Origin of the sequence: Acinetobacter sp. NIPH 817 (genome assembly GCF_000368405.1) — a bacterium.
Lineage (GTDB): Bacteria > Pseudomonadota > Gammaproteobacteria > Pseudomonadales > Moraxellaceae > Acinetobacter.
In genome coordinates this window covers 689734-715785 of record NZ_KB849420.1, presented here as the reverse complement: position 1 = coordinate 715785, position 26052 = coordinate 689734, and the positions used below count along the sequence as shown (strand labels likewise).

Sequence of the window (26052 nt, the reverse complement as noted above, 5' to 3'; positions counted from 1 at the left end):
ACTATAAAGTTAAAACATGATGAGCTGTTAAAATGCCAGCATGCCATCTGTTTTAACTTCATTGAGCACAAAAAATGTTCTGACTTGTCTTACTCCAGGTAAGGCAATAATCTTTTCACTATGGAATCGGTTAAACGCAGCTAAATCTTTAACACGAATTTTTAGAAAATAATCGACCTCTCCCGCCACCAGATAACACTCTAAAACATTTTCCAAATCACCTGATGCTTGTTCAAATGCCTGAAAGCTATCAGGTGTTGAACGGTCTAAAACTACACCAACGAGTACTACCGTATCACGTTGCACCATGCTCGGATTAATCCGAGCACGCACATCTAGAATTGCTCCAATCTTAAAAAGACGCTGAGTATGATTCCAACAAGATGAAGTACTTATGCCTACGAGCTTAGCCAATTCGGCATTACTTAAGCGTCCATTTTCTTGTAATGCACGCATAATTTTCAATTCGAGTGGTGATAAATTCTCAGCCTGCTCTTCCATAAAACAATATTCCAAATTTAGTGTTATTTATGGAAGGAATAATATCATTATTCGAAATTTTAAAAATATTATTTCCATTTTAGGTTAAAAATAGAAAGCACCTTCTTTAAAAAAATTGTTAGATTTAGCGAGCTGAAAGTAAAGGCAGAAACATATTAATTTTTCAGGAACTTAGAACATTTAGCCATGCAAAAGATTCTTCAAGATTTTTCTATTCCAGCCGTATTCGCGGGTTTCATTACCTTTCTTATTGGTATTAGTGTTTCGGCTATTTTAGTGATTCAGGCTGCTCAAGCTTTAGGTGCTTCACCTGAACAAATTACCTCATGGTTTTGGGCTTTAGGTTTGGGTCTTGGTTTATCAGGACTTATTCTTTCGTGGAAATTTAAATACCCTGTAGCAACTGCATGGTCAACTGCTGGTCTCGCTTTAATTATTGCAACTGGCGGTGGATATAGCATAAATGAAGCAATTGGTGCTTTTTTAGTTGTTGGTGTACTGACTGCAATTTTAGGTTTTTCAGGAATTTTCCAAAAAGCGCTTTCCTATATTCCGCAAAGCTTAACCAGTGCCATGCTTGCAGGCGTTTTACTTAAATTTGGTATTTCACTTTTCGCAAGTTTACAAAATGATTGGACATTCGTTTTATCTTTGCTCGTCATTTATATCATTACAAAAAGATTATGGCCGCGTTATAGTATCGTGTTCACAGCACTTGCTGGTGTTGTGCTCTGCCCTGTGTTTTTAGAATTTCATATGCCTACGCTTCACTGGTCTTTGGCTAAACCTGTTTGGATTAGTCCTGTCTTTAGCTGGTCGGCTCTTTTGGGCTTAGCCTTACCTCTTTTTGTAATTAGTATGGCTTCGCAGTATTTACCCGGAATTGCCATGATCAAAAGTTACGGCTATAAACCACATGTTAACCAACTGATTGGCTGGACTGGTTTAACCCAAGTTTTGCTTGCACCTTTTGGTTGCTATAGCCTTAATATTGCTGCGATTAGTGCAGCTGTATGCCTTGACGATCAAGTTCATCCTGACCCAAGTAAACGCTATATTGCTGGCATGAGCTCTGGTTTTTTCTATGCATTGATGGGACTATTTGCAGCAACACTCACAAGCTTACTGATGTCTTTTCCCCATATCTTTATTGTAGCTTTAGCTGGCATCGCATTACTTGGTACCATTAGCCATAACATTGCACTTGCCTTTGGCCCTGTTGAAGACCGTGAAGCTGCATTATTTACCTTCTTATGCAGTGCTTCGGGCATTCAATTTTTTGGTATCGGCTCAGCCTTTTGGGGTCTTATTGTCGGTCTTATTGTATTTGTAGTACTTAAATTTAAAGTCAAAAAAAGTTAATAAAAAAGCGCACATAGCGCTTTTTTCAATGCTATGAACGCTTTTTAGTTTTATTTTTATAGCTCTCTTACTACCACTGATTTTGCCATTTTGTCATGCCAGCCTTGTTTTTTAGCATCAAATGCCACCCAAAAAAGACCAATACCAAACACTAAAATTGACGGAATATAGCCAACATATCGAATAATACTCTGCGTAACTGTTAGCTTATTACCTGTTTTTTCATCTAAAACTTTTAATCGCATCAAACGCTTACCTGGAGTACCTGCAAAATACAGCCAACATAAAACTGAATACAATAAAGGAAATGCATAGTTCACAATCAAATCGAACCAATAATTTTGTGGCTTAGCACTTAAACCTGTTGCAAAGACTAAATCGTAATCCCCTTGATAAAAAATCCATGCTGCAGGAATAATAGCCAAAAAAAGAATAAGAGTATCAATGATCATTGCACCAAATCTTAACCAGAACCCTGCATACTCATACTTATAAGTCATGCTCACCTCGCTTTGTTATTGTTTAATAGCTAAAAACGCTTTTACAATTTTACTTTTATCCTAAATGAAACTTTTTTATTTTTAAATACTTAAATAAATTTAAAATATTCTACTTTTATATTTTATTGTAATAATGCTGATCAAAAAAACGTTATTGCATCAATATTCATCAAAAAAACTAATATTTTTAGAACTAAATTTTTTCATTTCAGTTCTATTGGAACAATATTACAGGAAATTAAAATATAAAATCATATTATATTTATTTCCAAAATAAAATATCTAATTTAAACTCTTTTTTTAATAATAATGCTGCAAATAATAGAGCTAAACCAATAACAATTAAAAAAACACTTAAAGTGACTATTCCATAAACAATAGCTACACTGCCTAATATAGCTAAAACATAAAATATAATTACACTGAATGTCGGCATTTCAATTTATTCCACTACTTAAAATAAAAGCAATTTATTCTATCGAGTTTATAAACGATTGCTGTTTTCAAATGTTGGCTACACTATTAATTTGTATCATCATACAATAATCATGTTATTAAATATATTTAGTGTTACTTTGCTTTAATAACAAGTGATGAAGTTCACATAATTTTTATTTAATTTCAAAATAGTGTTTTTCAGTGACAAGTTTAATTTTTAGATTTTTATATAAGCGTTCTTTTGAATCTTCAAGTGAAGGAACAACTTTTTCTGCAAATTTATCTTCGGTCATCAATCTGGCATAAGTTTTATAACCGATAACTAACTTTTCGGGTTCTTTGCCTGTTTGACGGAACTCTTCAATAAGTTTATTAACTTTCTTTGCTGTTAAATCAGCCATCTTCCTTACTCTCCCCTTAATTCACTATTTTGTTATACGTTTTCTATATGACAGAAAGATGAACAGTAATTTTTTGTAATTTTCATGTAAATATTATCGATTATTTAGCAATGCCACCTAAACGCCATCTCAACCAATAAAAAAATAAACACAAACATATGATTTAAAATAAATTTATTTAATTTCTCTTTCCAATGACTGAATAGATGTTTACCGTGAATGAAATATGTTAATCTTTAATTAATAAATGCTTCATACATATAACAACTGTAAATAAGAGGAATAACATTATGAATTACCAACATATTATTGTACCAGTCGATGGTTCGGAAATTTCTTTAGCGGCAGCAAGACAAGCAGCTCATATTGCAAAAGCTTTTGGGAGCAAATTGACCGCTATTAGCTTAGTTGCGGTAGATCCTTTTAGCGGTGTAGATTTTTATTACATCTCACCTGTTGTAAAAGATTATTTTGTTGAAGCACGAGCAAATGCAGAAAAAACACTCGCAACTGTAAAAGCTTTATGTGCCGAAGAAGGTATTGATGCCGAAACTCAAATCATCCAAGGTGAAATTTCTTCAGATGGTATTTTAAAAGCTGTAGAAGGCTTAGGTTCCGATTTGATTGTGATTGGTTCTCATGGTCGCAAAGGCTTCCAAAAACTTATTTTGGGTAGTTTTGCTCAAGATGTTTTAAACAGTACAAAAATTCAGGTATTGGTTGTAAAAGAATAAACTTTTTAGATGCAAAAAAACCCAATCCAACGATTGGGTTTTTTAACAAAATAGATTGCATAAATTTTACACTAATCAAAAATCCAGCTAGAATAGTTTCTTATTCTTCCAATTTCGTGAGTCACACCAATGAAGTAAGTCTTTTTTCTCATCAATTTTTCTTTTTTTGATGTGCAAAATAGACTATTTTTTTGTGATTTAACGTCTCTGCTTAAAACTACTTTTCCTATTTTGTACATCCTGTATTTATGAGGTTTTTTTATGACTCAGCAGGCATGTGTAATATCACAACTCTCTTTAGAATTTCCATCTAAAGTCATGTTTCAACAACTAAATTTTAATCTTGAATCGCATCAAGTATCTGCTTTAATTGGCCGTAATGGTCAAGGCAAATCTTTGCTTATGCAAATGTTAAATCAGACGCTTAAATCAGATTCAATTCTAACATCTGGGCAAATATCTTGGCATGTAAAGCATGTATATTTACCTCAGTTGCATCGTTTAGCAGCACAGACCATTGCCGAAGCATTAGATATCTTAGATGTTTATCATGCTTTTAAAAGAGTTGAACAAGGTGTTGCTAACTTCGATGATTATGATTTGTTAGACGGTAAATGGGATCTGCCAACCTTATGGAATAATTTATTGGAGTCTGCGGGTTTACCAACAGATTTAGACTTTCCAGTGAAAAATCTAAGCGAAGGTCAAAAAACCAAATTGGCATTAAGCTGTTTATTTCTAAAATCAGATCACTACTTGCTACTTGATGAACCTAGTAATCATCTAGATCAGCAATCTAGAAAATGGTTAATTGATCATTTGAGGAAACACCCAGCAGGTGTGCTTATCATTAGTCATGATCGTAGTTTACTGAATGAAGTAGACCATATTTATCATTTGAATGAACATGGGTTACATCACACAACGGGAAACTATGAAAAATTTTATGGCCAGTACCAAACTCATGTTGCAGCTTTAGAGCAATCTGTTCAACAAGGCCAACGCGACGTTAAACACATGAAGCAAAAGCAGCATGAAGTATTAATGAAAGCTCAAAAACGTGAACGTGCTGGCAATAAGTTAAGAGAATCAAATTCTCAAGCCAAAATTTTGCTCGACTTTAAAAAGGAACAAGCAGGCCAAAGTATTGCTGCTATACAGTCTCAGCACCAACGACAAATTTCGAACAGTCAAAATGATTTAACAGACAAAAAAATGCGTCTTGAAACCGTCAAGCCACAACAGTTTGTCTTCCCCACTTTTCACAAGAAATCTGGAGAAATTCTTCGCATTAAAAAACTTAAACTGAAATATGGAACGCAAAAACCCATAGATTTAGCGGTACAGGCAGCCGAAAAAATTCACGTAACCGGTCAAAATGGTATTGGTAAATCGACACTACTCAAAGCAATTCAAGCTCAAAACAAACAGCCATGTGACAGCATTCACTTATTTGTAGAGTGCTTTTATCTGGACCAAAACTTTAGCTTTTTATGTGATGAAATGACGGTGATTGAAAATCTAACCCACATGAATAGTGAGCTTTCAGAACTAGAATGGCGAAATCTATTAGGTCAACTTCGAATTCGAGGTGATAAAGGTACACAACTTTTATCTCAGCTCAGTGGTGGTGAAAAACTCAAAGTAGCCTTATTGGCGCTTAGCCAGATACATCCTACCCCTGAACTCTTGTTATTAGATGAACCAGAAAATCATTTAGATATTGAATCTAGAGAACTATTAGCTACCGCTATTCAAAGCTATGAAGGCGCTGTATTACTCATTTCACATGATCAAACTTTTGTTGAAAGTTGTGCTATTCATGAGTCTTTTTCTTTAGCCGATTAATCTTTATTGATGTCTTTTTCAAATTTACTAGTTCTCTTTTGAGAACTAGTAAATTCTAGCAACCATTATTTTTTTACTTTATTTAATATTTCAATTTCTAAATTATATGTCACAGTTTTATTTTTACGAGCACTATTTCGCATTTGATAAACTTGAACAATATAATCTCCATCAACTGGTAAAGTAAGTTCACCTTTAGATCCTACAGTTGAACCAATTAATAATGCCTTATCCTTGCTGGGCTTTTTACCTGGGGCAAAAATATTAACATAGGCTAAATTACCAAGACTATTAATATTGAATTTCAATATTTGACCATTCTTTGCATAAACTCTATATCTCACATCATCATAACTATGAAATTTTCCAGTTAATGTGGTATGAGTAGAACCTTGTAAAAAATTAACTTTTTGCTCAACATTTTTAGCTAAAACTGTGAATGATGCAGTTGAAATTAGCGTAGATAACAATAAAGTTTTAATGATTTTTTTCAATTTATAATCCTCAAAAATATTTTTAAATTATTATATTAAAATATTTTTTATAGAATTTTACTTTATGTATGAGTTTAACAAGTAATAGTTATTTTTTATAATTAGTAACAAATAAGGTATCTCAAAGTTTAAATATGATTAACTCCGAGATACCCTTTTTTAAAAAATATTAGAATCGATAACCTACCCCTAAATAGGTAATCAGTGGGTCAATATCAACTTTTGTTGTGGCATGTATTAAGCGAGTCCCCGTATTTTGATTGATGACATCAATTTGGGCATTGTTACTTAACTTTGCATAAGACACAGAAGCTACCGTATACCATGAATCATTAAAATCATAGGTAAAACCAGCGGTAAAAATAGGCGCTATCGAATCATCTGCATCGACATTAACGACCATTTTTCCACTCGATTCTTTTCGGTCTAAAGCCGCTCCAGCTTTGCCATCCAACACGTTTTGGATCATATGGCCTGCAGACACTAAATCAGAACGAATTCCATCGTTGAGTTTAATATCATTAAAATGAGCATACATTAAACCCACTCCAACATACGGTCTAAACTTATTTACCCCACTTTTACCAAACTGATATTGTGCTTCTATGGTTGGCGTCCATGCTCGAATAGTTGCAGCTTTAGATTTATTGCCTAGGTTGGTAATAGGAATCGCCTGACCTAAAGTAAAGCCATCAGGGAAAAGGTATTTCACTAAGTCATTAGGAGACATTGCGATTCCACTTAACGGTGCTAGGATCTCTCCTTTTCCTTTAACATCAACTTTAGGTGGAATTCCGCCAATAAATTGTAAAGACACATTGTCATTCAGATAATAGTTAAATGTTAAACCTAATGTGTCTACATCATGGACTTCTAGTCCCGCATCTTGCTGTTGCCAGTTTTCCAATCCCTCAATTCGTGCTGTACCAGCAACTTCAGCTAGAATATTACCCTTACCATCGGTAAGTTGCTCTTGGATTTCGGGTTGGGCTAGAAACTCTGTAAGGGTTTCTTTTAAATTCCAAACCTCTCCACCCATATCAGTCATAGTGGCATTGGGATCAATAGAGTTTAAAAAACTTGTTGTTGAAATAGTGCCGACTTTAGCTTCTGTTCCATTTTTAACTGCGGTATTAATATTAAATGGATTAGCTTTACCCTGTGGCATTACATGTAGCCAACCAGCAGAGACAGAGAATCTTTTAAATTCCTGCGCATAACTCATGCTTGTGATTACAGATAATGAACTCAATATTGCTATTTTTATTACTCTTTTTTTCATTTTTATTCCATCCTAGAAATATATTGCTGATTTTGCAATATAGATATGGAATATAGCCAAGTTGCCTTTTTTATCAATCAGTATAATTTTTAAACAAAATTGATTTAGATAAATCTATCAATTTATCTCTTTAATTACATGAAATAGTTATCAAATTTTTCTGACGAATGACATAATTAAAATTAAAAACAATTTAACAAACGGTAAAATAACTAAATAGAATTAGTCTTATTTGACTAGCTGTTATGCTTGAGTTATTTAAATTAGAATCTAACTAGACTTTTAATTTTCGTTTATAGACATTTCAATAAAAACCTACGAAGAGAGCTTATCTAAAGAAGTTACCTCGTATAGCTAATCAATAAATCTGGAAGAATTTTTAATGAATATTATTATTCGTGATGAAGGAAATGAGGATATCGAAGCGATCGAAAACCTAACTAAAGCAGCTTTTCAAAATGCTGAGCACACGAGTCATACCGAACATTTTATTGTTAATAGTTTAAGAAACCACGGTCAACTCACTATTTCTCTGGTGGCAGTTGAAGATGGTTCTATTATTGGGCATGTTGCTATTTCTCCAGTTCAAATAAGTTCAGGAGAAATGGATTGGTATGGTTTAGGCCCTATTTCCGTTCATCCAAATAAACAGGGGTTTGGTATTGGTTCCCTTCTGATGAATAAATCACTAGAAAAATTAAAAAACTTAGGTGCAAAAGGATGTGTTTTATTAGGTGATCCCAACTATTACAGCCGATTTGGTTTTAAAAATTATCCTGAGTTAATTTTACCTGATGTACCGAGTGAGTATTTCCAAGCCTTAAGTTTTTCAGGGAATATTGCTACAGGATATGTAAGCTATCATGAAGCATTTAATGCAACGCATTAACAAAAAGTTCTCGCCTTTCAAAAGAAAACTCCTAAAAATAGGAGTTTTCTTTTTGTTTTCTTTTTGTTTACTTTGAACAATATAAATAATCTAGTTTATTTAACACGTTCAATCTTAAAAACTTCAATATCGGTAGGCTTAACTCGATGTGTATCCACCTCTCCTACAACACGTACTTTATCGCCTGCTTTTAATTTTAAAGGCTTCCACAAGTCATCATCAATATCAATTACAATCGAACCCGTAGCATCTTTAAACTCAAAATGATCACCAGCAATATGCTTTACGATCGTACCAGTTAAAGTTACTCCAGATTCATCAGCCAAAGTTTTTGCTTTAGACACAGTGACTACATTTTTTGTCGCTTCTTTTAATAAGGCTGCATCTGGTTTAGCAAATACCGCATTAGTACCCAATAAAGCCAACCCAGCGAAAGTTGCTAAGTATATTTTTTTCATTACGATGACCTACTTTTAATGTTCTTAGCTATATAAATAAATTCTTTTAAAGTTATAGATTTAGCTTTTGTGGTTTTTTGTATCTTATTCGAGCCTTTGTTTAATGAGAATGAATAGAAACACCAAATAATTTACGGCAAAAATTCAGAAAAATTCCGTAAGGTCTTCCAGAAATACTTACAATGATTAAGATAGAGCTCGCAGCCGTAAATACTTGTACTAAAGTTGCTCCATTCAAAAGCAGTATCAAAATATATAAGGGAATTTGAAACGTTAAATTAGCAAAGGTATCGAGCAAAAAAGTTTGTAATGCTGTTTTATTCTTTGAAGTTATTGTTTTAAAAATCCAGTCGCGGTAAAGTCCATATGGCCGACCAATAATAAGAGAAATAGGTATTGCAGTGACCCGTATTTTGATCGTTTGTTCAAGGGTTAAGCCCGTAATAACTAACTCAACGAAACCACCAACAATAAGTGAGAACAAAACCATTGCGAATGTGTCTGCAAGGAATTTTTTTAAGCTTTCACTTCCGACAACCATTTTATAGCCTATAGTTTTGTCATGAATTTACTTAAGAAACCGTGTTTCTTAAGTAAATTAAACTCAGCATTAAAATAACACTTAATTGTTAAGCAACAAGTTGGCCTAAATTCAATAAAATATTTATGGCTTCTGTCTCATCCTCTGTTTGCCCAGCAATCATTCTGTCATATGAAATTCCACCAATCTCAATATAAATTTTTGGATGAGGAAGTTGAGGGATATAAACTTTGAGCGGTTGATAAAGAGCAAGAAGATAACCAAATGAATCATAAGGATAATGATCATCTTTTAATGTCTTCTTTATGACCATATAAGTGTTCAAAATATTTAGAATAAAACCATATTCATTTTCAGAATGAAATTTAGCGTCCATACCTACCTCCTTGATTAATTAATATTTTTATAATCAAATTTAAAGGTTAAATTTCTGATCTGATGGTGTTTAAACCAACACACTTTAAATATAGAGTTATATTTAAAGTGATTCGTGTTGAATTAAATATATTTAAAACTAAGTATATTAGTCAACATATTTTTGAACAGTGCCATTAAAAATAAATATTTCGAGTTTTAAATCACACTTTAAGATTAAAATAAAAAGATATAAAAAAACCCATCTTACGATGGGTTTCGAAATTCATTTGGATTATGAATCTTTGTCCATTGAATGAGGAGTAGTCGTTTTATCTTGCTGCTTGGTGTCATTTTCACCTTGGCAAGCACTCACACTTAAAGAAATAATGGTAGCTAAACCTAAGGTAGCCATAATTTTTGTCATGTTTCACCTCATGAATTATTCAGATAGTGAGTTAATAAATACTTTTTATTAGTTTTACGATCAGCATAGGTTTCTAGGCTTTTTTGTAGATTTAACGCAAAAATGTAAAGCGCTTTAGTTTCACCTTTCAATATCGACTTAAAAATTGATCATTAAACATTAACTGAGTGTCTGAGCGTTTTAATGAGTAATTCATATAGGTGGTCTACAGCTTTTGACTCTAAAGAAGACCTACTCCGATAAACAGCAGCCTCCATTGGCTCTAATGGTCCAAGTCCATGATCTGCACCTAATATAGTTAAATGCTCAGGTGCACTGCATTGTGTAAACACAGCGATTGCTAAACCACTTTCAACTGCTGCAATTTGACCAGCCAAACTTGAACTATTGTACACCACACGGTAACGGCGCCCTTGTAATGCCAAAGAATGAATAGCACTCTTTTTAGCTTGGCTGGTACTTTCGTAAACTGCAATTGGAAGCGGATCTTCTCGCCAGAGTTCAAATTGTGGAGAACCAACCCATACCATTGGTTCATGAAATAACAGTGTTCCTTGACGAGCGTTATCTCTTGAAATTAATGCCAAGTCTATATCACCACTTTCTACTCGTGGAATTAAAGAAGTCGACTGCTCGCAGATCAATTCAATTTCAACACCTCCGTAACGTGGTGCAAAACGTTTAAGTACGGGCGTTAAATATTTAGCAGCATAGTCATCAGGTACCCCAAGACGTATACGGCCCTTTAATTCATCTCCGTGAAATGCCATTTGAGCTTCAGCATGTAAGTCGAGAATTCGGCGTGCATAACCTAAAAGTAGTTGTCCTTGTGAGGTTAATTCAATTTGCCGATGTGTTCGTATTAAAAGTTGGCAATGGAGCGCTTCTTCTAGCTTTTTCAGTTGCATGCTAACCGCAGACTGTGAGCGATATAACTCAGGTGCTGCATTCGACAATGAGCCTGTATCAACGACTGTGACAAAACACTTTAACCAATCAATCTGTAAGTTTTTTATATTCATTACGATTTATCTATTCGATTTTCAAATAGTATATAAAAGAATTATGCGCTTTTCTTTATCTATTCTCTCTCCCATACTGAAATTAGAAGAAGTTAAAACAATTCATTTTTCTAAAAGAAGCTATCCGTGAATTGATTAATGTCTGAATAACACGTTAATAGCGACACCTACTCACAATTTCATCACTTAGTATTTCTTAGGTATTACGCACTAGGAGGAGGTTTTATGTGCCTAAATAAACAGATGCTTGCATCACAAAGTGCGACATCCATTTTCGTTTTACTTTGGGGAAGTGCCGCAATTTTTACTCGTTGGGGACTCGATAATGCCTCACCCATAGCATTATTAATTCTGCGTTTTTCAACTGCTTTAATTGCTCTGTCGCTACTAGCTATTTTTAGAAAACGACTTTTACCCAAGCAGGGAACCCGAAAGCAAGTTTTACTGACTGGATTACTCATGATCGCAGGTTATTCAATCTGCTATTTTAAAGCTATGGCTCATGGGGTTACGCCTGGTTTGATGGCCACAATTATGGGAATACAACCCATTTTAACGCTCTGCCTTTTAGAAAAGAGTTTACAAAAAGAAAGGCTTTTCGGTTTAGTCATTGCTTTAGCTGGACTCATTCTTTTAGTCTGGAAAAGCCTGACGATGTCGTTTATTGCGCCAATCGGCATATTCTTTGCCTTGGCTGCCCTCATCTGTATAACCTTTGGGGCTATCATGCAAAAGAACATTCAACAGGCTCCGACAGATGTCTTACCGCTACAATATGTAGTTAGCCTTGTAGTTTGCTTATTGATAGTTCCTTTTGAACATTTTGAAATAACGTGGAATTCACAACTGATTATTTCGGTCTTATTTCTTGGAATTTTAATTTCTGTAGTTGCGCAGCTTTTACTTTATCGACTTTTAAGTCAGGGCAATATTGTCAACGTGACAAGCCTGTTCTATTTGGTTCCCATTGTTACTGCGCTCTTAGATTTTCTAATTTTAAAAAATACATTACCTCTGGCAGGTTTAATTGGAATGATTGCAATTTTACTAGGCTTATTGCTTGTATTTAAAAAGAAATAACTCATACAAATAATATAGAACCCTCAACTGAGGGTCTTATTTTGAGTAAAAATTTAATCTAAGTTTTTCCAGTCTGTACCAATTTGAGCTAATGCTGGAAGCTCATCACTATTAAAAACATTAGAATTACGATCAATTGCAAATCGATAAATGGGCATAGAATCAGCTTCAGTTTTCTTAAAGAAACTGAAGTTTTCATTAAGATGATAATTCCCCCCTTCTATTGATTTTGTTGCTGTTCCTGAGGGTATATGAGTATAACTTTCACACTCTACTTCAACATTATTTCCGGCAAGATCTTGGTAGGAAAATTTCATGTGTTAATCCTTTCTAAATTTTTATGATTGAGAAAAACTTAACATGCTATCTGGCTAGATTACTGAAACTTTTTTAACTAATTGTTTAAGTGTGTATCTTTGGTTAAAACTAAAAATGTTATTTAAGATAAAAATCCTATTTGAAATGCTTCTGCTCTCACTCACAAATCTAAAAATTTTAAAGCCCGCTCATCAAGTTCTCTTAGTTCCTCAAGTGTATATAACCGTCCCTCTGGATCAAAAAACTTAACAAAATCGAATTGCCCTTCTTTATATAATTTATATCGTTTAGGTCCTAACCATTCTTTTTGAAAGAAATCATCTGTCAGTTTAAAAAACTCTTTAAAAGAAGTATTTGCATCTAGCTGACCAGTTAATTGTTCGCGCTCATCTTTAGGAATATCTTTAAATTTCCTTTCATCCATAATGAAAGCTCGACTACCCACTAGCTGACCATCCTCAAGTGTTGGAACTAAAATGCTGCGGCAATGAGGATGTAAAGGAGGAACTTTTTTTGCCGGATCGTTAAGCTGCCATACTGAACCATCAAGTGAGGCACATGTTTTCGATGTCCTTCCATCAAGAACGCTTACAAATCGGACATATTCAAACTTTAATTGTTTATAGCTATTTAAATATGCCTGATTGGATATATGACTTCGAATTGTACGTACAGTTCGTTCAATATCTGTTTTAGTACTATTGAGTAGCCCATCTTCATATTTAAGACGTTTAGTTCCATGAATACGCTGAATAATTTGTTGGGTTGTAGCACCAATATTAAGCCCATCTCGAATCGCATATTCAACTCTTTGACGAGCTACCTCAGCGATTTTCGAGAGTAATTCATCTACTAATGCTCCACCCGCTAAAGGAACGCGTTTAGCCGCCTTATAGAGTTGCTCGCCTTTTAACTCTTTATGTTGGCCACCAAAAATTTTTGACATATATTTGACTTCATAGAAAGCCAATGCCACAGCAGATATTGTAAAAGTGTCAATGAGAGCTTCATTAATCAAATTAAACCACTGAGAAATTAACGCACGTATCTCTCTTAAATTAGCTGTTGAATAAATTCCTCCGGCCAATGCTGCTTTTTCCTTTTCATTTAGCTCATCTAATAAGTTAGCCAACTTAGCAAGCATGGTAACCGTTTCAGAATTAAATAAATTAATAAGTTCATTGACCGATCTTGATGATGCTCGATATAGATAGGCCTGATGCTGAGTCAGAATATCAAAAAGTGTTTTTTGATGAAGATTAGCCATAAAAATTTACCTCTACAGAAGTGCTTTTTTATTGTTTTGCTATTTATATTTCCAGTATCACCAGAATAAGTTATGACTAACAAGCACACCTACGTAAAATTATTTAGCTAAACGCTCATCCTTGTAATACATTTTTATAAACGTACCTTAAACCTAATCTAAATAGGATTTTTCCTGTTGAGTAAAACAGCATTACTCGGAATACTTTTCAGTATTTTCTTTTGTTGTCTCAGCCATTCTTTATAAAATTTTTTATCAGATTGTTCCGAGAAGTTATCTTTAGGCTTGTTATAGCAAGCATCACGCATATTTTCAGATCGTACACACGGCCAATTGTTTAATTGAGGTGTCAAAACAGCATTACTTATCAATGAAAGCTCTTCTAATCTAATCAAGTTCATCTTTACTTCCTTACTTCCCTTTAGCATCCTCACTCTTCAATTAATTCATACAAAGCTTCATTTTGAATAATCTATAGACGGCTATTGTTTATTCCCTAAACCGATCCAATTAAGGCTACACACAAATAACATGCCTTCAAAAATGCAAAGTGCAAATTTTGTGTATTGATTTATCAAACATGTAAGTTGCTATAGGAATGAATAAATTGAGTTTAAATAGAATGATGAAGATATTTAGAATGTTTTCTACTTTGTTGCTTCAATTTCAGATATACTAAACTTAGTATGAGATGAGCCTTATATAGTTCATTGCTAGATCAATGAACGACTAAGCCCTTCGCTTTCGAGCAAGGGCTTTTTTAATACCTAAAATTTGAGAAAACTTACACTTATATGAACTGTCCGGTCGGCCATTGGTTTGCCTTTATAGATCAGGTCTGTTAGATTGGTCTTGTTCATCAACTCCTATTGTCGATGAATACTGAAGCCTGATTCGTAGCATCAGGCTTTTTTTATGCCTAAAATTTGTATAAATGATCTTGCCTTATCTTACTTTTAGCCAAGTGCCGACTTCTTTTAATACATCAACTAAACCATTTAATTTCTTGCCATCTTCCGTTAATGAGTACTCAACTTTAACAGGAACCTCTGCAAAAACCTCTCTGTTAATAAACCCTTCTTCTTCAAGAAAACGTAATTCTAAAGTTAACATTCTTTGAGAAATATTAGGTATTGCGCGTCTGAGTTCATTAAAGCGCATAGGTCTTTCGATGAGAAATGAAATAATTAACATTCTCCAGCGACCACCCAATACTGTCATTGCCTCTTCTACAGAACAGCCAGAAATATTATCTTTCATTGTTTAATTAGGTATAAAAAATATACCTATATAACAAAATAGTGCCTAATTTACAATCTATACCTAGTGGTAAATAATAGTTTTTTATCACGAAAAGACTGACCAATATTATGGAATATAAAGAAGTTGCTAAAAAAACGATTAATCATTTGTACTCAGCACATGCATCTATTCGTACCTCAGGCATCGACCCTCAAATCATTGCTTTAGCTGAGTTGTATGTATCACAAATCAATGGCTGTGCTTACTGCTGCGCGTTTCATGCTCAGGAATTAAGAGATATGGGAGTAAGCCAAGAAGTCATTGATAAAATTCCGGGCTATAAACATTCGAATGCGTTTTCAAAGAAGCAGCTTCTTGCTCTTGAACTTGCGGAGGCAGTGACTTTTCTATCTGACAAAATTGAAACTGTAAAAGCTCATTTAACTGAATATTTTAGTGAAAGAGAGATTGTAGAGTTAACGACTAGCATTTCACTTATGGGAGCATTAAACCGACTCAGAATCACTTTAGGTGATAAAAGTTAATTTATTCACTTCCTATATGAAAAAGCCCTAATTATTTGGGGCTTTTAATGATTTTTTGACAAAGTTTAATAAAAATTGAAAGTACTATTTTGACGATAAAAATAATTTCTTTTCGATTACACGGCGATTCACCAGCCCTTGCGAACGCTTACCGCCAGCATTGACCCAAACATCAAACTGGTTTGCAGCCTCTTTGTAATCACCTAAATTTAACTTTTTGAGTAAGGTCGAGTTTTTAAAAGCCCCTACTCCAATGTTATAAGCTAAAGAGACTAATGCATCGAATTGATTTTGTTTTAAAGATACTTTTACGGCACTATTTACTGCGCGCTCAAATATCTTTAGATCATGCTGCATATAAGCTTTAGCTTGTTCAAGTGTGCATCGATCTCCTTCACTTACACGCTGACCATGAGGATATCGCGTCGTACCATATCCAATAGTCCAGCCCCCAGTACCATCATCATAAGCACTGAGTTTTAATCCTTCAAAATTACAGATTAGGTTTACACCGTCTAAACTAAGAGACATCTCATCAACAGCGACACCTATCAATTCATCACCATGATCAATTGCTGTAGCAATCTGATCCGCTGCTGCATCTCGCTGAAGCTTAGCAGTAAAAAATTTGCGGAGATAATCCAATATTTTTTGCATTTAATGCCCTGTTATTTACTTTTTCTCTGTAACCCAAAGCGTAATATACCCTTGAACTACTGGCTGCCCATCCGCTCTATAAGCATTAACTTTTACTTGCATATCTCCAACTTTCCACTCGTCATCAATTGTTGCTACTAACTTAATATCAGAATCTGCCTTAGCTACATAATTTACGTTCATACCTTTAGGTAACCATCTTAAATGTTGAGGTACTGATGCTTCAGCTAACACGCCCATCACAAATTCCAGACCATTACATATGGCAATAACGTGTACCGTCCCGATATGATTTTCGATTGATTTATTTTTTTTAATTGAGGCTTCACACACATTTAAATCTAATTTTTGAATCATTGGATTTACAGTCTGAAAATATGGAGCCTCTCGACTAACAACTTTTGATAATAGCGTTAATCCGCCTGGTACATTTTTCAAAGTCTTAAATGCGAGCAGAACATCATTGACCGGTGGAAGTGCTTTATTTTTGATTTTGTTGGTAAATGTAGAAATATAATTACTCATAGTTTTACTTCAATTCGAGAATAAATCATTCAATAAATATATATGTACCTACTTCTACACTCATTGCTTAGTTCTCAATTTTTTTAGTCATTAATGATAATGATTAAATAACCTCGAACGTAGCGTACTGTTTGACTAGAAATCCCAAATATTAAAAATGCCCAATATTGAATTGGGCTTTAAATTATTCTTCAATTTCGATGGGATCACCATCTTCAGGGCGAATGTGACGCTCACCATCATCGGCCGGATCTACACTCGAGCCATCTTTGGTAATGCTGTTATACAACTCATCCTCTTTTTTATCATCGATAAATTCTTCATCGGCAAAATCGAGAGGCTCTTCATCATCGTCAAAATTTAAGGGTTTTTCTTCATCTATCATGAGATTCATCCTCTGCTTAACTTGTGTCATTCCATGCTTAAATAATTAACGGCTACATTCAACACCAAACAATCATCATTTGTGTAACTGACACTTTCGGATACGTTTTAGTTTTTGTTATTTTCAAGATGGTTCAAAATACTACTAATTTTTAAAAGCAAGTAACCAAACAGTAGTCCATTAAATATAATAAAAAGACCGACTGTAACCATCTCTTTAGACCAGACTTGAATAATGTCTAAATTATCATTTCTTGTTTCAACTTGCCCATATGACAAAATAAAGGCTATTCCCAAAACAATTCCAAATAAAATTATGCCCCACGCGACAATTGAGGTAGCCTTACTTTCACTATGGGGTTTGCTTACTTGACTCATACTTTTTCATGTCACATTTTAGGACTCATATCAATTTTTTATATTAATTTAAGGCCTTTTTAAAGTTTTGTTTATGTTATATTTTGATAGCAATGTAAGTAATCTTTATATTTTGTTTACCTATACATGAACTGTCTTATTTTCAATTTAAGATAATATGTTGCTTTTAATTTTGAAAGAAATTTATATACAGTTTTAACTAGCTACCTCCGCTATTTATAAAATAAGAGAGCAAATTTATATACATTAATAGTTTTAAATTTGCTTCCCATGCTGAAGAAGAACTTACTTATTTAGCCTGAAATTTCATATTGAATTTTCTTGCTTGCTTTCTTACTTCAGGGTTTGAAGGCAAAGCAAATGGGCTTGCACGCCAGATCGCCTTTTCAATACTTGTTTTAAATTTTTGTTCTTCTTTATCTAAAAAGATGATTTGCTCAATTTCTCCACTGTCAGTTAAAAATACTTTAACGCTTGCACTCATACCAGCCGAAGACGCTGGAATATCCCATATTTTATAAATTTTCTTTTGATATTGCTTTTTATATTTTTCAGCTTCTGAAGTAATTTTATTATCGGTAACTTGAACAGATGTAACCTGTTTATGGCCAGTCTCACACCCAACTAATAAAAATAAAGAAGCAATAATAGTGAAGTTTTTCATTTAAAATACCTTTTTTCAATAATTAAAATTTAACAGTTTAAATTTGAAAAAACCACCCAAAGGCGGTATTAATCACTGATTATCCCTAGCCAGTAAAGGTAGTAGGTCATCCTGATCTACCTTTGTTTAGATTTATGTTTTATTTTTCTTTAAAAAGGGACTTCGTAACGAAAATTCATATTTGAATTTTCCGGTACATTATAGACATCTTGATCAGTAAAAATTCCGTGTTCAGGTGTTTTAAAACTATTAAATGCTTTATTGACTGGAACAGTTGGAGCGTTATTTAAATAGTTTTCTTGAGAGTTATATGGAGATGAAGCACAGCCAATCAGCCCAAAACCCAATAAAGATATAAGTAGAAATGTCTTCATAAATTTTGACTACCGTTATAAAAGCCACACAACTTAACAAATTGAACAGCTATTGTCACACCGAAACTATTTAGCAATACTTAACAATAAATTTATAAAACTCGCATTAATAAAATGAGTAACTCTTTTTAAATCATATAAAATCCATACACCTGGACCATATAACTTTTAAAAACTGGATGTATTAGATAAAGCCTACAGCTTTTAATCTATCCTCGACTTATAACGAATGATCTATTAATTAACGCTTAGATTTTGAGGACTAACATGCGCCTACATTTTATTGTTCATGAAGATTTTGAAGCACCCGGTGCATATGAAATATGGGCTCAAAATAATGACTTCAAAATTACATATTCAAGAGTATATTTAAATGAAGCTTTGCCAGCTTCTGCTGAAGATATAGATTTCCTTATTGTGATGGGTGGTCCACAAGATCCAGATACGCGCCCAGAGATGTGCCCTCACTTTAATTCATTAGCTGAACAATCAATCATTAAAAAAGCGATTGAAGCAAACAAAGTAGTTATCGGGGTATGTTTAGGATCTCAATTGATTGGCCAAGCTTTAGGGGCCAAATTTGAGCATAGCCCTGAAAGAGAAATTGGCAAATTTCCAATTATGCTTACAGAATATGGCATAACAAACTCCAAGTTTTCACACTTAGGAAAAATGACCGAAGTTGGTCATTGGCATAATGATATGCCGGGTTTAACTCCCGACGCAAAAATCATTGCTTTTAGTGCAGGTTGTCCAAGACAAATTATTGAATATTCAAAATTAGTGTATGGATTGCAATGTCACATGGAATTAACTACAGAAGTTGTTGAATTGCTGATTCAACACTCAGAAGCCGAGTTAAATCAGGCTCAACATTATAAATTCGTGAATAGTCGTGAAGAATTACGGAATCACGATTACCAAGAGATGAATCAAAACCTCTTTATTTTTCTAGATAAACTGAAAGAAGAATACTCAAAACAACATTAAAAAATGAGTGTAAAAAGCTTTCTCAACTTGGTTTTTACACTCGCCTATAGATCTTATTATTTACTAGATGATCAAATCCACTCAAAATTTAATCTCCAAAAAATCAACTTTAATGTTACAATACAGTGATTTACTCAATTTCAATTGGACTTCAAAAGAAATGAATAGATTGTTATTAATTTTTTTATCTTTAAATATTAGTCTTTTTTCTCCCGTAGCTTTTTCTGAAACAAACACATTTCAAATGAAACAAGAATATACCCCTCCTAACTTTAATCAGCATAAGAGCATGCTTGCAGTAAACGCGAGTTCTCAAGAACATAAATTTAATGGGCAACCAAAAGAGTTTTCTAATTCTGGCACTAATCCTCAAAATGTAGATTTTTTTGAAATTGCAAAACAATATCAAGAAAAGGAAGCTAAGCCGTCTTACTCTACTGATGAAACAGTCAATATGAGTGATCATGAGCGTAGTCTTTACTACATTAGAAACCACGATAATGTTGGTATTCAAAGAGAAATTAATGGTCAGCAGTTTAAGTCGCTAAAACAACAGCGTGATAAAGGCATGATTTCAAATGATGTATATAAAGAAAAAGTCTACAAAATCTTAAGTCAGCCTTCTATTCGATAAGTTAAAAGCCCTCTTCGGAGGGCTTTTTTATAAGTATTAAACTCCTACTCAACCTAAGCGAGCATCGACATAAAATATTCTAATAGCTTATCTCTTTCATCGATCTTATTTGCACTTAAAAGCTGAACCATTGCCCCATCAATCACAAACAAAAACATGTAGGCATCTTCAAGTGTAGCGGTAACTTTTACGGTTAAAATCAGCTTATAAATTTCTTTAATAAACCAATTTCGATAGTCACTGACGACCTTATAGGCGGCGGGATAAAGCTTTTCAATTTCAAAAATGGCTTTAAACTGCAAATGATAAAACCCTTCTAAATCAGCATGCAAAAAGAAGATTTTCTTTAATTTATCGAAAACCATAAGTTCACGGTACGAATGGATAATCGAAAACACCTCGTCTTTTAACGCATCTTTTTGAAAAGTCAGACACATCTCAATAAGTTTTTCTTTAGATGAAAAGCAGTTATAAAAAGTGGCTTTGGGTATTTTGGCATCGCTAACAATTCGGTCTACACCGACATTATTAAAGCCATATTGATTAAATAAGTTTCTTGCCACGTGCAGCACTCGCAGTGCTTTAAATGATGCTTCTAAAGTTGGCATAGACATACCGTTTAAAATAATTTTTTGTTGTTTATAAAAAGAGATAAAAATGCCGTCACTCTTAAAATGAGTGCTAAATACAGGCATGCAAAAACGGCACAAAAAAGGTGTGCTCGCCTATCTCAGGTTTATTGTTGCTATGATTTTTAGTCGTAATTGATTTAAAGGTTAAAACCTATAGTCGATTAAACCTTTTTAAAGACCGTTTAAATGATATGAATAAAGAAATTTTGGCAAAGACCAATAAAGAAGAAATAGTACGCATGAGCGAACTCCTTTGGGTAATAAAGAAGCTTCACCACACTACTGTCAAATAATGGTGGCGAAACGAGAGAGGGTTGACAGACTGATACCCAAAAGATCAGCACACCCGAGGGTGTCCCCCTCCCGTTCCGCCGCAGAGGGGGCACGCAGGGATGCCCACAAAAAAGAAAGACTTTTTCGTGTGCTTTGGGTATACAGCCTGTCAAAGCCGACTGGCAATGTGGCCAGCAGGCAAAGAATAATCGGAGCGGTTTTGGGTGTCAATGTTCAAAAAGAAAGAATCAAAACATTTGATATAAAAAAGCTCTTTAAATAACAAGAGCTTTTTTGAATTATATTGCATCTAAATTTGCTGATTAGCGATAGCGTTTGTTGCCATCCGAAGTAATGCAATATTTGTCTTCACGCGGCCCCACACAATTTTTGTTTCCACTACAAGGGCATTCCGAAGAACTACTACTAGACGAACTACTACCAAAACCTCTATAGCTACTTCGTGCATGTGATGGTTTACTCTTTGAAAAGTAACTATGACCACTAAAAGATTTCCCTCCCCCACGGCCTCCTCGTGCCTCAGCCTGAGTTAAAAAGATAATTTGTAATAAAACTAATATCGTTAAAAAAATAATTTTCATTTTATCCCCGTAAAAATAGTAAACGGCGATTATAATTCAAACTACTATTTAATAATTCAATTTATTTAACAATATTATTATTTATATAATGACTATAATTCGAACCAATAGACTATTAAAAGTTTTATTAGCCTATTAAACATACAGAGTAAAATCTGTAATATAATGCTAATAAGAAAAAATCGGTAAAATTTAAATAATAATAATTAGTAACTATATATATTAAAAACCAGTTATTTTTGAGTATATCTAACGAATTCCAAAATAGTATAATAAAAATGAAACTTAGATTTTTTGATAAATTATGCAATATACAGATCTGTCTGTATAAACATATTCCCTACTCAAATATATTATACTTTAGTCTAATGTTTTTGTGGCAAAATAAAAATAAGATGTCGGCTGGGTAACGAGTGAATAAATAATTACACCCAAAATATCATTAATAAATCAGGAACATAACAATGACTTCGCCTTTAATGAATAATTACCTTAACTTTGCTTCTGGAATTGCCCATCAGCAGTATTTGCCAGCTGAAGAAGGTATTCTTAGAGCATTTAACGATGGTTGTACCCATTGGTATGTGGATGGAAGTTTACATGGGGAAATGGTTCCAGACTGGTCTTCTGAACGAATCGAAAATCTAAATAGCTTAATAAAAAAATATAATATTCAACCGATTTTCCACGGTAACTTCAAAGCACCATTAGGTAGCGATGTCGATTATTTACGAGAAGCAGCGGTTGTATATGTTAAAAAAGAAATTGATATTGCCGCAAAAATTGGGGCACCTTTAGTTATTCACGGTGGTGGTATTGTAGAACCAAAGAAAATTGTATTGGCTAAACAAAAAGCTCTCGATAACTATATTTTATCTGTTAAAGAATTAGCTGAATATGCGGCTGAAAAATCAGTTGATATTTATTTAGAGAATTTATCAAATTATAAAAACTATCGCCCTTTCCATTATGTATTTACTCACATGGAAGAATACGATTATGTTTTTAATAAAATTGACCACACAAATGTCTATTTCTTCTTAGATGCAGGACATGCAAATGTGGGTGAAGGCGATCCAATTGCTGTTGTAGACAAATACCATGACAAAATTAAAGGTATTTCTTTTAGTAATAACAATGGTGAACAAGATCAACACTTTAGTATTGGTCGCGGTACTGTAAATTATTCTGATTTTATCGAAACAATTAACCGCCACAATTGGAAAGGTCTTGTTGCCTTTGAAGTAAGAGACAAAACTACTTTAGATTCAGTTAAAGAATTGGCAAGCGCATAAAACTAAAAGCCTTCTGAGGAACATCAGAAGGCTTTTTAAATTTAAATAATTCATTTTTAAAAGGATATATTAAGTGAGTAGTTTACTAGTTTTCATAACAATTGCCTTTCTTACACTATCTAGTCCCGGACCAGGCGTTTTATTTACAGTTACAAACTCAATCAATTATGGAGTACGTACGGCCCTATTTGGAATTATTGGGTTAATTATTGGCATGTTTGTCATTGCGGTCATTTCGGCGAGTGGAGTGGGTTTAATCATTACCAGTAATCCCACTATTTTTACTGTATTAAAATTTGTTGGTGCATTTTATTTAATGTATCTAGGCTATAAAAACTTTGTAAAAACATCACCTTCTCAAGATTTATTAGACACTGAAACAAGTGAAAAAGCGGTAAGTAAATCTAAATTATTCTATCAAGGATTATTTGCGTCACTTCTCAACCCAAAAACCATTGTTTTCTTTATTGCTCTATTTCCACAATTTATTGATATAAAAGAAAAAATAATAAACCAATTTTTAATACTTTCTTTAACTTTTTGTTTAATAGGTTTCTTAATTCATTTGGTATACGCTAATTTTTCTTCAATTTTTAAAGAAAAAATGCTGTCTGGAAATAACTTTGCCAGATTAAATAAAATCAGTGGCTGTATCTTTTTTATTCTCGCTGTTTTACTGATTACTCAATAAATGAAAAAACAGTTATAAACGCTTTTAAGCTAAAAGCGTTTATCCTTTAAAGTATTTCCGCACTCATCCGACGTCTGTTCTACAAATTTAAGCTTGAAGAGATTGCTGATTTAATCTGGATTGAATCAGCAATCTATATGCCCTGCTTTATAAACCTATTGTTTTAATTTAATTTTATTTAATGTCATACATAAAACTTTTTTATCGGCCTCCTTAAGTTGAGGATGCTGTACAGACCACATATAGCTACAGCTATGAGGTGCTTTGTTATTATTTTTCTTAAGTTCATAGGCAATATTTTTTAAAAGCTCAGTATTTAGTGTACTAATTTTTAAACGTACTTCGGCTAAATCTTGCGGTTTCCAATTGGTTTCTGGACTCGACAACCAGTCTGCGCGATATCGGTACTGAATTGCCTTGGCAACGTTCATTTGAGTCACAATAAATGGCTTCACTGTTTCACTACTTAGACCAAAAGAATCGGCTTCAGAAAGTGATTGATCAAGAACTTTCTTTTCTTGAGTTAAATCTTCAATCGGTAAATGCTGTTCTGCTTTATAACCCGCGACATCCTTCATATAAGATAAACGCTCGTTAATTAAACGAGCAGTTTGATCATATTGATATGCTTGCGCTAATGAAGAAACACACATGAAAGTTGCCAACGTACAAACCACTTTAACCGCTGACTGAGCACTCTTAATTTTTGCCATGTAATACCTATTGAAATTATTGTTCTGTCATCATTCCAGATCAGTACTGTATTTTAACAATATGCGAAAGTAAAATTTCAAGATAGGCTGAGTTCTTGACTCCATGCCGAATCAGGCTGCTGATAAATGTGTTGGCACACTTGCTTAACAGATGAAATAAAATGCTGGTTCTGCCCATCCCATTTTTCGACCATGCAATAGCTAACATGAATACCTTTAGGTTGAAACTCTCTTGCTAATGACTGCGCTAAAGCGCGAACGCCAGCAAACATGCTTTGGCTTAAGACATCGTAGTGAGTCGAGTTGTTAAATGGCGCACCAAGAAAAATAACTGTGCCCCGCTGCTGCTTTAACATCGGCTTAATCACAGCTTGCGCCACACTCACCGCACTTAAACCTGTGGTCTGCCAATTGTGCTCAATCTCTTCTAAAGATAAAGCCTCAATATTGGGCGAAGATGAAAAATTCGGCTGAAATACGCAGAGTTCTATTGTGTGTCTTTGGCTAGAGATATAACGCACCAAGCTTTTTAAATGATCTGCATTTACTAAGTTCAAATGAACTGCTGTCACTCCATCGTTGATTGAGTGAATTTGGATTTTTTGCGCAGCTGAATCATGTACAACTTGATAAAGGTGTAATGGAAATTGTGCATTTTTGTCTAGAATTACAAAATCACGTTCGATTAGGTGTAAATCATGACCAGCAAAAACAACACAACCTTGCTTTTTTTGAAATCTCTGACATATTTTTTTTAGCATTTTAGTCTCTCTCAAAATTTTTCTTGGTAAGGACGTAAATCGAGTTCATGTGTCCAAAGCTTCGGTGTTTGTTGGTAAAGCATCCAATAGTTGTCTGCAATTGCATCAATATTGAGGCCACCCGTGCCACGTGTAAGACGGGCTAGCCGCCCCAGACCAAATAATGCTTTATTTACTCTATCGCCATCGACCATTCCATCAATAATCACATGAGCAATATGTATGCCCTGTGATTTATAAATTTGAGCAAGATTGAGTACATAAGCCCGCAAAGCAGATTTACCCATCGTAAAAGCTGCGAAAAAAGGTTTTCCGCGCAAAGAAGCACTCGCCCCAGTAAAAATAAGCGTACCGTGATTTTGATCTTTAAAGATTTTTAGACAGCTTTGAGAAACTAAATAAGCCGATAAAAAAGTGGATTGCCACATTTGAGTAAAAAACGACAACGGACTGCGTAAAAAGATTGAGGGAATATTTCCTCCCACATTATGAATGACGGCGATAATGCGCTCATTTTGACTGGTGATGGTGTCAAATAAAGCTTGTACTTGCTTTATATCTTCTGCATCTAGGCGAAATGCGACAGCGTCCCCACCTTTCGAATGAATTTCGGCAGCCACCGCTTCAATTTTCTGGAAAGTACGCCCAGCGACATAAACTTTTAAACCTTCTTTTGCAAAACGATGGCACACGGCTGCGCCAATACCTTGTGATGCCCCAACGCCAATAACAACTGCACAATCTAATTTTTTATCTGATGTTGCTAATGTCATGGT

35 protein-coding genes and 1 pseudogene are annotated in these 26052 nt (G+C 34.0%); 10 read left to right on the top strand and 26 right to left on the bottom strand.

The window, feature by feature from the left end; genetic code table 11:
- Positions 1-27 precede the first annotated feature (27 nt).
- The gene (locus F968_RS07130) at positions 28-501 is read right to left on the bottom strand and encodes an Lrp/AsnC family transcriptional regulator (protein ID WP_004791690.1); all 474 of its coding nucleotides are present in this window, start codon (positions 499-501) and stop codon (positions 28-30) included.
- A 186-nt stretch (positions 502-687) separates the two neighbouring features.
- Here F968_RS07130 and F968_RS07125 point away from each other — a divergent pair, with 186 nt between their 5' ends.
- Positions 688-1863, top strand: a complete 1176-nt coding sequence (locus F968_RS07125; protein ID WP_004791688.1) for a benzoate/H(+) symporter BenE family transporter — start codon at positions 688-690, stop codon at positions 1861-1863.
- A 56-nt stretch (positions 1864-1919) separates the two neighbouring features.
- Here the strand turns inward: F968_RS07125 and F968_RS07120 are convergent, their stop codons facing one another.
- From F968_RS07120 to F968_RS07110, 3 genes are all read right to left on the bottom strand, one after another.
- Positions 1920-2363: an RDD family protein gene (locus F968_RS07120; protein ID WP_004791686.1), complete on the bottom strand. Its 444-nt coding sequence runs from the start codon at positions 2361-2363 to the stop codon at positions 1920-1922.
- Between the two features lie 262 nt (positions 2364-2625).
- Complete coding sequence (locus F968_RS19665) at positions 2626-2799, bottom strand: hypothetical protein (protein ID WP_004791685.1); 174 nt, start codon at positions 2797-2799, stop codon at positions 2626-2628.
- Between the two features lie 175 nt (positions 2800-2974).
- On the bottom strand, positions 2975-3202 hold the full coding sequence (locus F968_RS07110) for a hypothetical protein (protein ID WP_004791683.1): 228 nt from the start codon (positions 3200-3202) through the stop codon (positions 2975-2977).
- Between the two features lie 290 nt (positions 3203-3492).
- Here F968_RS07110 and F968_RS07105 point away from each other — a divergent pair, with 290 nt between their 5' ends.
- Entirely contained in the window at positions 3493-3936 is a 444-nt protein-coding gene (locus F968_RS07105; protein ID WP_004791681.1) for a universal stress protein, read from the top strand.
- A gap of 261 nt (positions 3937-4197) precedes the next feature.
- Positions 4198-5784, top strand: coding sequence for an ATP-binding cassette domain-containing protein (locus F968_RS07100; protein WP_004791680.1), 1587 nt, complete (start codon positions 4198-4200; stop codon positions 5782-5784).
- A 65-nt stretch (positions 5785-5849) separates the two neighbouring features.
- Here F968_RS07100 and F968_RS07095 read toward each other — a convergent pair whose 3' ends face one another.
- The 3 genes and pseudogenes from F968_RS07095 to F968_RS07090 all read right to left on the bottom strand — a co-directional run bounded on the left by F968_RS07095 (position 5850) and on the right by F968_RS07090 (position 7560).
- On the bottom strand, positions 5850-6278 hold the full coding sequence (locus F968_RS07095; protein WP_004791678.1) for a hypothetical protein: 429 nt from the start codon (positions 6276-6278) through the stop codon (positions 5850-5852).
- Positions 6279-6300: 22 nt separating this feature from the next.
- Positions 6301-6399 (bottom strand): annotated as a pseudogene (locus F968_RS20815) (hypothetical protein); the annotation flags it as partial.
- A gap of 48 nt (positions 6400-6447) precedes the next feature.
- Positions 6448-7560 carry an OmpW/AlkL family protein gene (locus F968_RS07090; RefSeq protein WP_004791675.1) on the bottom strand — a complete coding sequence of 371 codons (1113 nt, stop codon included), beginning with the start codon at positions 7558-7560 and terminating at the stop codon, positions 6448-6450.
- Between the two features lie 382 nt (positions 7561-7942).
- On the opposite strand from F968_RS07090, the gene F968_RS07085 reads away from it, so the two are divergent.
- The gene (locus F968_RS07085) at positions 7943-8449 is read left to right on the top strand and encodes a GNAT family N-acetyltransferase (RefSeq protein ID WP_004791673.1); all 507 of its coding nucleotides are present in this window, start codon (positions 7943-7945) and stop codon (positions 8447-8449) included.
- 95 nt (positions 8450-8544) lie between these two features.
- On the opposite strand, the gene F968_RS07080 is transcribed toward F968_RS07085, so the two are convergent.
- From F968_RS07080 to F968_RS07065, 5 genes are all read right to left on the bottom strand, one after another.
- Positions 8545-8907 carry a NirD/YgiW/YdeI family stress tolerance protein gene (locus tag F968_RS07080; protein ID WP_004791670.1) on the bottom strand — a complete coding sequence of 121 codons (363 nt, stop codon included), beginning with the start codon at positions 8905-8907 and terminating at the stop codon, positions 8545-8547.
- A 100-nt stretch (positions 8908-9007) separates the two neighbouring features.
- Positions 9008-9448 carry an L-alanine exporter AlaE gene (gene alaE, locus F968_RS07075; protein ID WP_004791668.1) on the bottom strand — a complete coding sequence of 147 codons (441 nt, stop codon included), beginning with the start codon at positions 9446-9448 and terminating at the stop codon, positions 9008-9010.
- 88 nt (positions 9449-9536) lie between these two features.
- Complete coding sequence (locus F968_RS07070; RefSeq protein WP_004791666.1) at positions 9537-9824, bottom strand: hypothetical protein; 288 nt, start codon at positions 9822-9824, stop codon at positions 9537-9539.
- 273 nt (positions 9825-10097) lie between these two features.
- Positions 10098-10229, bottom strand: coding sequence for a hypothetical protein (locus F968_RS19655; RefSeq protein ID WP_004791664.1), 132 nt, complete (start codon positions 10227-10229; stop codon positions 10098-10100).
- Between the two features lie 152 nt (positions 10230-10381).
- Positions 10382-11251, bottom strand: a complete 870-nt coding sequence (locus tag F968_RS07065; protein WP_004791662.1) for a LysR family transcriptional regulator — start codon at positions 11249-11251, stop codon at positions 10382-10384.
- Positions 11252-11476: 225 nt separating this feature from the next.
- Here F968_RS07065 and F968_RS07060 point away from each other — a divergent pair, with 225 nt between their 5' ends.
- Positions 11477-12331 (top strand): DMT family transporter, encoded by an 855-nt coding sequence (locus F968_RS07060; RefSeq protein WP_004791660.1) that lies wholly within the window; start codon positions 11477-11479, stop codon positions 12329-12331.
- 53 nt (positions 12332-12384) lie between these two features.
- Here the strand turns inward: F968_RS07060 and F968_RS07055 are convergent, their stop codons facing one another.
- The 4 genes from F968_RS07055 to F968_RS07040 all read right to left on the bottom strand — a co-directional run bounded on the left by F968_RS07055 (position 12385) and on the right by F968_RS07040 (position 15176).
- The gene (locus tag F968_RS07055) at positions 12385-12648 is read right to left on the bottom strand and encodes a hypothetical protein (RefSeq protein ID WP_004791659.1); all 264 of its coding nucleotides are present in this window, start codon (positions 12646-12648) and stop codon (positions 12385-12387) included.
- A 161-nt stretch (positions 12649-12809) separates the two neighbouring features.
- Positions 12810-13916: a minor capsid protein gene (locus F968_RS07050; RefSeq protein ID WP_004791657.1), complete on the bottom strand. Its 1107-nt coding sequence runs from the start codon at positions 13914-13916 to the stop codon at positions 12810-12812.
- 158 nt (positions 13917-14074) lie between these two features.
- Positions 14075-14317 (bottom strand): hypothetical protein, encoded by a 243-nt coding sequence (locus F968_RS07045; protein ID WP_004791655.1) that lies wholly within the window; start codon positions 14315-14317, stop codon positions 14075-14077.
- A 544-nt stretch (positions 14318-14861) separates the two neighbouring features.
- Complete coding sequence (locus F968_RS07040) at positions 14862-15176, bottom strand: winged helix-turn-helix transcriptional regulator (RefSeq protein WP_004791654.1); 315 nt, start codon at positions 15174-15176, stop codon at positions 14862-14864.
- 110 nt (positions 15177-15286) lie between these two features.
- Here F968_RS07040 and F968_RS07035 point away from each other — a divergent pair, with 110 nt between their 5' ends.
- Positions 15287-15703 carry a carboxymuconolactone decarboxylase family protein gene (locus F968_RS07035; protein ID WP_004791652.1) on the top strand — a complete coding sequence of 139 codons (417 nt, stop codon included), beginning with the start codon at positions 15287-15289 and terminating at the stop codon, positions 15701-15703.
- Between the two features lie 84 nt (positions 15704-15787).
- Here the strand turns inward: F968_RS07035 and F968_RS07030 are convergent, their stop codons facing one another.
- From F968_RS07030 to F968_RS07005, 6 genes are all read right to left on the bottom strand, one after another.
- A complete protein-coding gene (locus F968_RS07030) occupies positions 15788-16360 on the bottom strand; it encodes a lysozyme (protein WP_004791651.1) in 573 nt (190 codons plus the stop codon).
- Positions 16361-16375: 15 nt separating this feature from the next.
- Complete coding sequence (locus F968_RS07025; RefSeq protein WP_004791649.1) at positions 16376-16885, bottom strand: hotdog fold domain-containing protein; 510 nt, start codon at positions 16883-16885, stop codon at positions 16376-16378.
- A gap of 184 nt (positions 16886-17069) precedes the next feature.
- Positions 17070-17270, bottom strand: coding sequence for a hypothetical protein (locus F968_RS07020; RefSeq protein WP_004791647.1), 201 nt, complete (start codon positions 17268-17270; stop codon positions 17070-17072).
- Positions 17271-17377: 107 nt separating this feature from the next.
- Positions 17378-17647 (bottom strand): hypothetical protein, encoded by a 270-nt coding sequence (locus tag F968_RS07015; protein WP_004791645.1) that lies wholly within the window; start codon positions 17645-17647, stop codon positions 17378-17380.
- 289 nt (positions 17648-17936) lie between these two features.
- Positions 17937-18311, bottom strand: a complete 375-nt coding sequence (locus F968_RS07010; RefSeq protein WP_004791643.1) for a TonB C-terminal domain-containing protein — start codon at positions 18309-18311, stop codon at positions 17937-17939.
- Between the two features lie 149 nt (positions 18312-18460).
- Positions 18461-18685: a hypothetical protein gene (locus F968_RS07005; protein WP_004791641.1), complete on the bottom strand. Its 225-nt coding sequence runs from the start codon at positions 18683-18685 to the stop codon at positions 18461-18463.
- Between the two features lie 267 nt (positions 18686-18952).
- On the opposite strand from F968_RS07005, the gene F968_RS07000 reads away from it, so the two are divergent.
- Positions 18953-19675: a type 1 glutamine amidotransferase gene (locus F968_RS07000; RefSeq protein WP_004791639.1), complete on the top strand. Its 723-nt coding sequence runs from the start codon at positions 18953-18955 to the stop codon at positions 19673-19675.
- 112 nt (positions 19676-19787) lie between these two features.
- A complete protein-coding gene (locus tag F968_RS06995) occupies positions 19788-20309 on the top strand; it encodes a hypothetical protein (protein ID WP_004791638.1) in 522 nt (173 codons plus the stop codon).
- Positions 20310-20362: 53 nt separating this feature from the next.
- Here F968_RS06995 and F968_RS06990 read toward each other — a convergent pair whose 3' ends face one another.
- Positions 20363-20917 carry a TetR/AcrR family transcriptional regulator gene (locus F968_RS06990; protein ID WP_034596587.1) on the bottom strand — a complete coding sequence of 185 codons (555 nt, stop codon included), beginning with the start codon at positions 20915-20917 and terminating at the stop codon, positions 20363-20365.
- A gap of 1363 nt (positions 20918-22280) precedes the next feature.
- On the opposite strand from F968_RS06990, the gene F968_RS06975 reads away from it, so the two are divergent.
- Positions 22281-23111, top strand: coding sequence for a sugar phosphate isomerase/epimerase family protein (locus tag F968_RS06975; protein WP_004791632.1), 831 nt, complete (start codon positions 22281-22283; stop codon positions 23109-23111).
- A gap of 73 nt (positions 23112-23184) precedes the next feature.
- On the top strand, positions 23185-23802 hold the full coding sequence (locus F968_RS06970; RefSeq protein WP_004791630.1) for a LysE family translocator: 618 nt from the start codon (positions 23185-23187) through the stop codon (positions 23800-23802).
- A gap of 155 nt (positions 23803-23957) precedes the next feature.
- Here F968_RS06970 and F968_RS06965 read toward each other — a convergent pair whose 3' ends face one another.
- From F968_RS06965 to F968_RS06955, 3 genes are all read right to left on the bottom strand, one after another.
- Complete coding sequence (locus tag F968_RS06965) at positions 23958-24515, bottom strand: chorismate mutase (RefSeq protein ID WP_004791629.1); 558 nt, start codon at positions 24513-24515, stop codon at positions 23958-23960.
- A gap of 77 nt (positions 24516-24592) precedes the next feature.
- Entirely contained in the window at positions 24593-25276 is a 684-nt protein-coding gene (locus tag F968_RS06960; protein ID WP_004791628.1) for an SDR family NAD(P)-dependent oxidoreductase, read from the bottom strand.
- A gap of 11 nt (positions 25277-25287) precedes the next feature.
- Entirely contained in the window at positions 25288-26049 is a 762-nt protein-coding gene (locus tag F968_RS06955) for an SDR family NAD(P)-dependent oxidoreductase (protein ID WP_004791625.1), read from the bottom strand.
- Positions 26050-26052: the final 3 nt, after the last annotated feature.

Bases quoted from the DNA above. Each gene is read 5' to 3' on its own strand.
- F968_RS07080 (WP_004791670.1), bottom strand. From the start codon at position 8,907: ATGAAAAAAATATACTTAGCAACTTTCGCTGGGTTGGCTTTATTGGGT.
- F968_RS07060 (WP_004791660.1), top strand. From the start codon at position 11,477: ATGTGCCTAAATAAACAGATGCTTGCATCACAAAGTGCGACATCCATT.
- F968_RS07105 (WP_004791681.1), top strand. From the start codon at position 3,493: ATGAATTACCAACATATTATTGTACCAGTCGATGGTTCGGAAATTTCT.
- F968_RS07020 (WP_004791647.1), bottom strand. From the start codon at position 17,270: ATGATAGATGAAGAAAAACCCTTAAATTTTGACGATGATGAAGAGCCT.
- F968_RS07130 (WP_004791690.1), bottom strand. From the start codon at position 501: ATGGAAGAGCAGGCTGAGAATTTATCACCACTCGAATTGAAAATTATG.
- F968_RS07070 (WP_004791666.1), bottom strand. From the start codon at position 9,824: ATGGACGCTAAATTTCATTCTGAAAATGAATATGGTTTTATTCTAAAT.
- F968_RS07055 (WP_004791659.1), bottom strand. From the start codon at position 12,648: ATGAAATTTTCCTACCAAGATCTTGCCGGAAATAATGTTGAAGTAGAG.
- alaE (WP_004791668.1), bottom strand. From the start codon at position 9,448: ATGGTTGTCGGAAGTGAAAGCTTAAAAAAATTCCTTGCAGACACATTC.
- F968_RS07050 (WP_004791657.1), bottom strand. From the start codon at position 13,916: ATGGCTAATCTTCATCAAAAAACACTTTTTGATATTCTGACTCAGCAT.
- F968_RS06995 (WP_004791638.1), top strand. From the start codon at position 19,788: ATGTTACAATACAGTGATTTACTCAATTTCAATTGGACTTCAAAAGAA.
- F968_RS07015 (WP_004791645.1), bottom strand. From the start codon at position 17,647: ATGAGTCAAGTAAGCAAACCCCATAGTGAAAGTAAGGCTACCTCAATT.
- F968_RS06975 (WP_004791632.1), top strand. From the start codon at position 22,281: ATGACTTCGCCTTTAATGAATAATTACCTTAACTTTGCTTCTGGAATT.
- F968_RS19665 (WP_004791685.1), bottom strand. From the start codon at position 2,799: ATGCCGACATTCAGTGTAATTATATTTTATGTTTTAGCTATATTAGGC.
- F968_RS07065 (WP_004791662.1), bottom strand. From the start codon at position 11,251: ATGAATATAAAAAACTTACAGATTGATTGGTTAAAGTGTTTTGTCACA.
- F968_RS06965 (WP_004791629.1), bottom strand. From the start codon at position 24,515: ATGGCAAAAATTAAGAGTGCTCAGTCAGCGGTTAAAGTGGTTTGTACG.
- F968_RS07000 (WP_004791639.1), top strand. From the start codon at position 18,953: ATGCGCCTACATTTTATTGTTCATGAAGATTTTGAAGCACCCGGTGCA.
- F968_RS07010 (WP_004791643.1), bottom strand. From the start codon at position 18,311: ATGAAAAACTTCACTATTATTGCTTCTTTATTTTTATTAGTTGGGTGT.
- F968_RS06960 (WP_004791628.1), bottom strand. From the start codon at position 25,276: ATGCTAAAAAAAATATGTCAGAGATTTCAAAAAAAGCAAGGTTGTGTT.
- F968_RS07090 (WP_004791675.1), bottom strand. From the start codon at position 7,560: ATGAAAAAAAGAGTAATAAAAATAGCAATATTGAGTTCATTATCTGTA.
- F968_RS07005 (WP_004791641.1), bottom strand. From the start codon at position 18,685: ATGAAGACATTTCTACTTATATCTTTATTGGGTTTTGGGCTGATTGGC.
- F968_RS07030 (WP_004791651.1), bottom strand. From the start codon at position 16,360: ATGCAAAAAATATTGGATTATCTCCGCAAATTTTTTACTGCTAAGCTT.
- F968_RS07120 (WP_004791686.1), bottom strand. From the start codon at position 2,363: ATGACTTATAAGTATGAGTATGCAGGGTTCTGGTTAAGATTTGGTGCA.
- F968_RS06990 (WP_034596587.1), bottom strand. From the start codon at position 20,917: ATGCCAACTTTAGAAGCATCATTTAAAGCACTGCGAGTGCTGCACGTG.
- F968_RS07085 (WP_004791673.1), top strand. From the start codon at position 7,943: ATGAATATTATTATTCGTGATGAAGGAAATGAGGATATCGAAGCGATC.
- F968_RS19655 (WP_004791664.1), bottom strand. From the start codon at position 10,229: ATGACAAAAATTATGGCTACCTTAGGTTTAGCTACCATTATTTCTTTA.
- F968_RS07040 (WP_004791654.1), bottom strand. From the start codon at position 15,176: ATGAAAGATAATATTTCTGGCTGTTCTGTAGAAGAGGCAATGACAGTA.
- F968_RS07100 (WP_004791680.1), top strand. From the start codon at position 4,198: ATGACTCAGCAGGCATGTGTAATATCACAACTCTCTTTAGAATTTCCA.
- F968_RS07025 (WP_004791649.1), bottom strand. From the start codon at position 16,885: ATGAGTAATTATATTTCTACATTTACCAACAAAATCAAAAATAAAGCA.
- F968_RS07125 (WP_004791688.1), top strand. From the start codon at position 688: ATGCAAAAGATTCTTCAAGATTTTTCTATTCCAGCCGTATTCGCGGGT.
- F968_RS06955 (WP_004791625.1), bottom strand. From the start codon at position 26,049: ATGACATTAGCAACATCAGATAAAAAATTAGATTGTGCAGTTGTTATT.
- F968_RS07035 (WP_004791652.1), top strand. From the start codon at position 15,287: ATGGAATATAAAGAAGTTGCTAAAAAAACGATTAATCATTTGTACTCA.
- F968_RS07045 (WP_004791655.1), bottom strand. From the start codon at position 14,317: ATGAACTTGATTAGATTAGAAGAGCTTTCATTGATAAGTAATGCTGTT.
- F968_RS07110 (WP_004791683.1), bottom strand. From the start codon at position 3,202: ATGGCTGATTTAACAGCAAAGAAAGTTAATAAACTTATTGAAGAGTTC.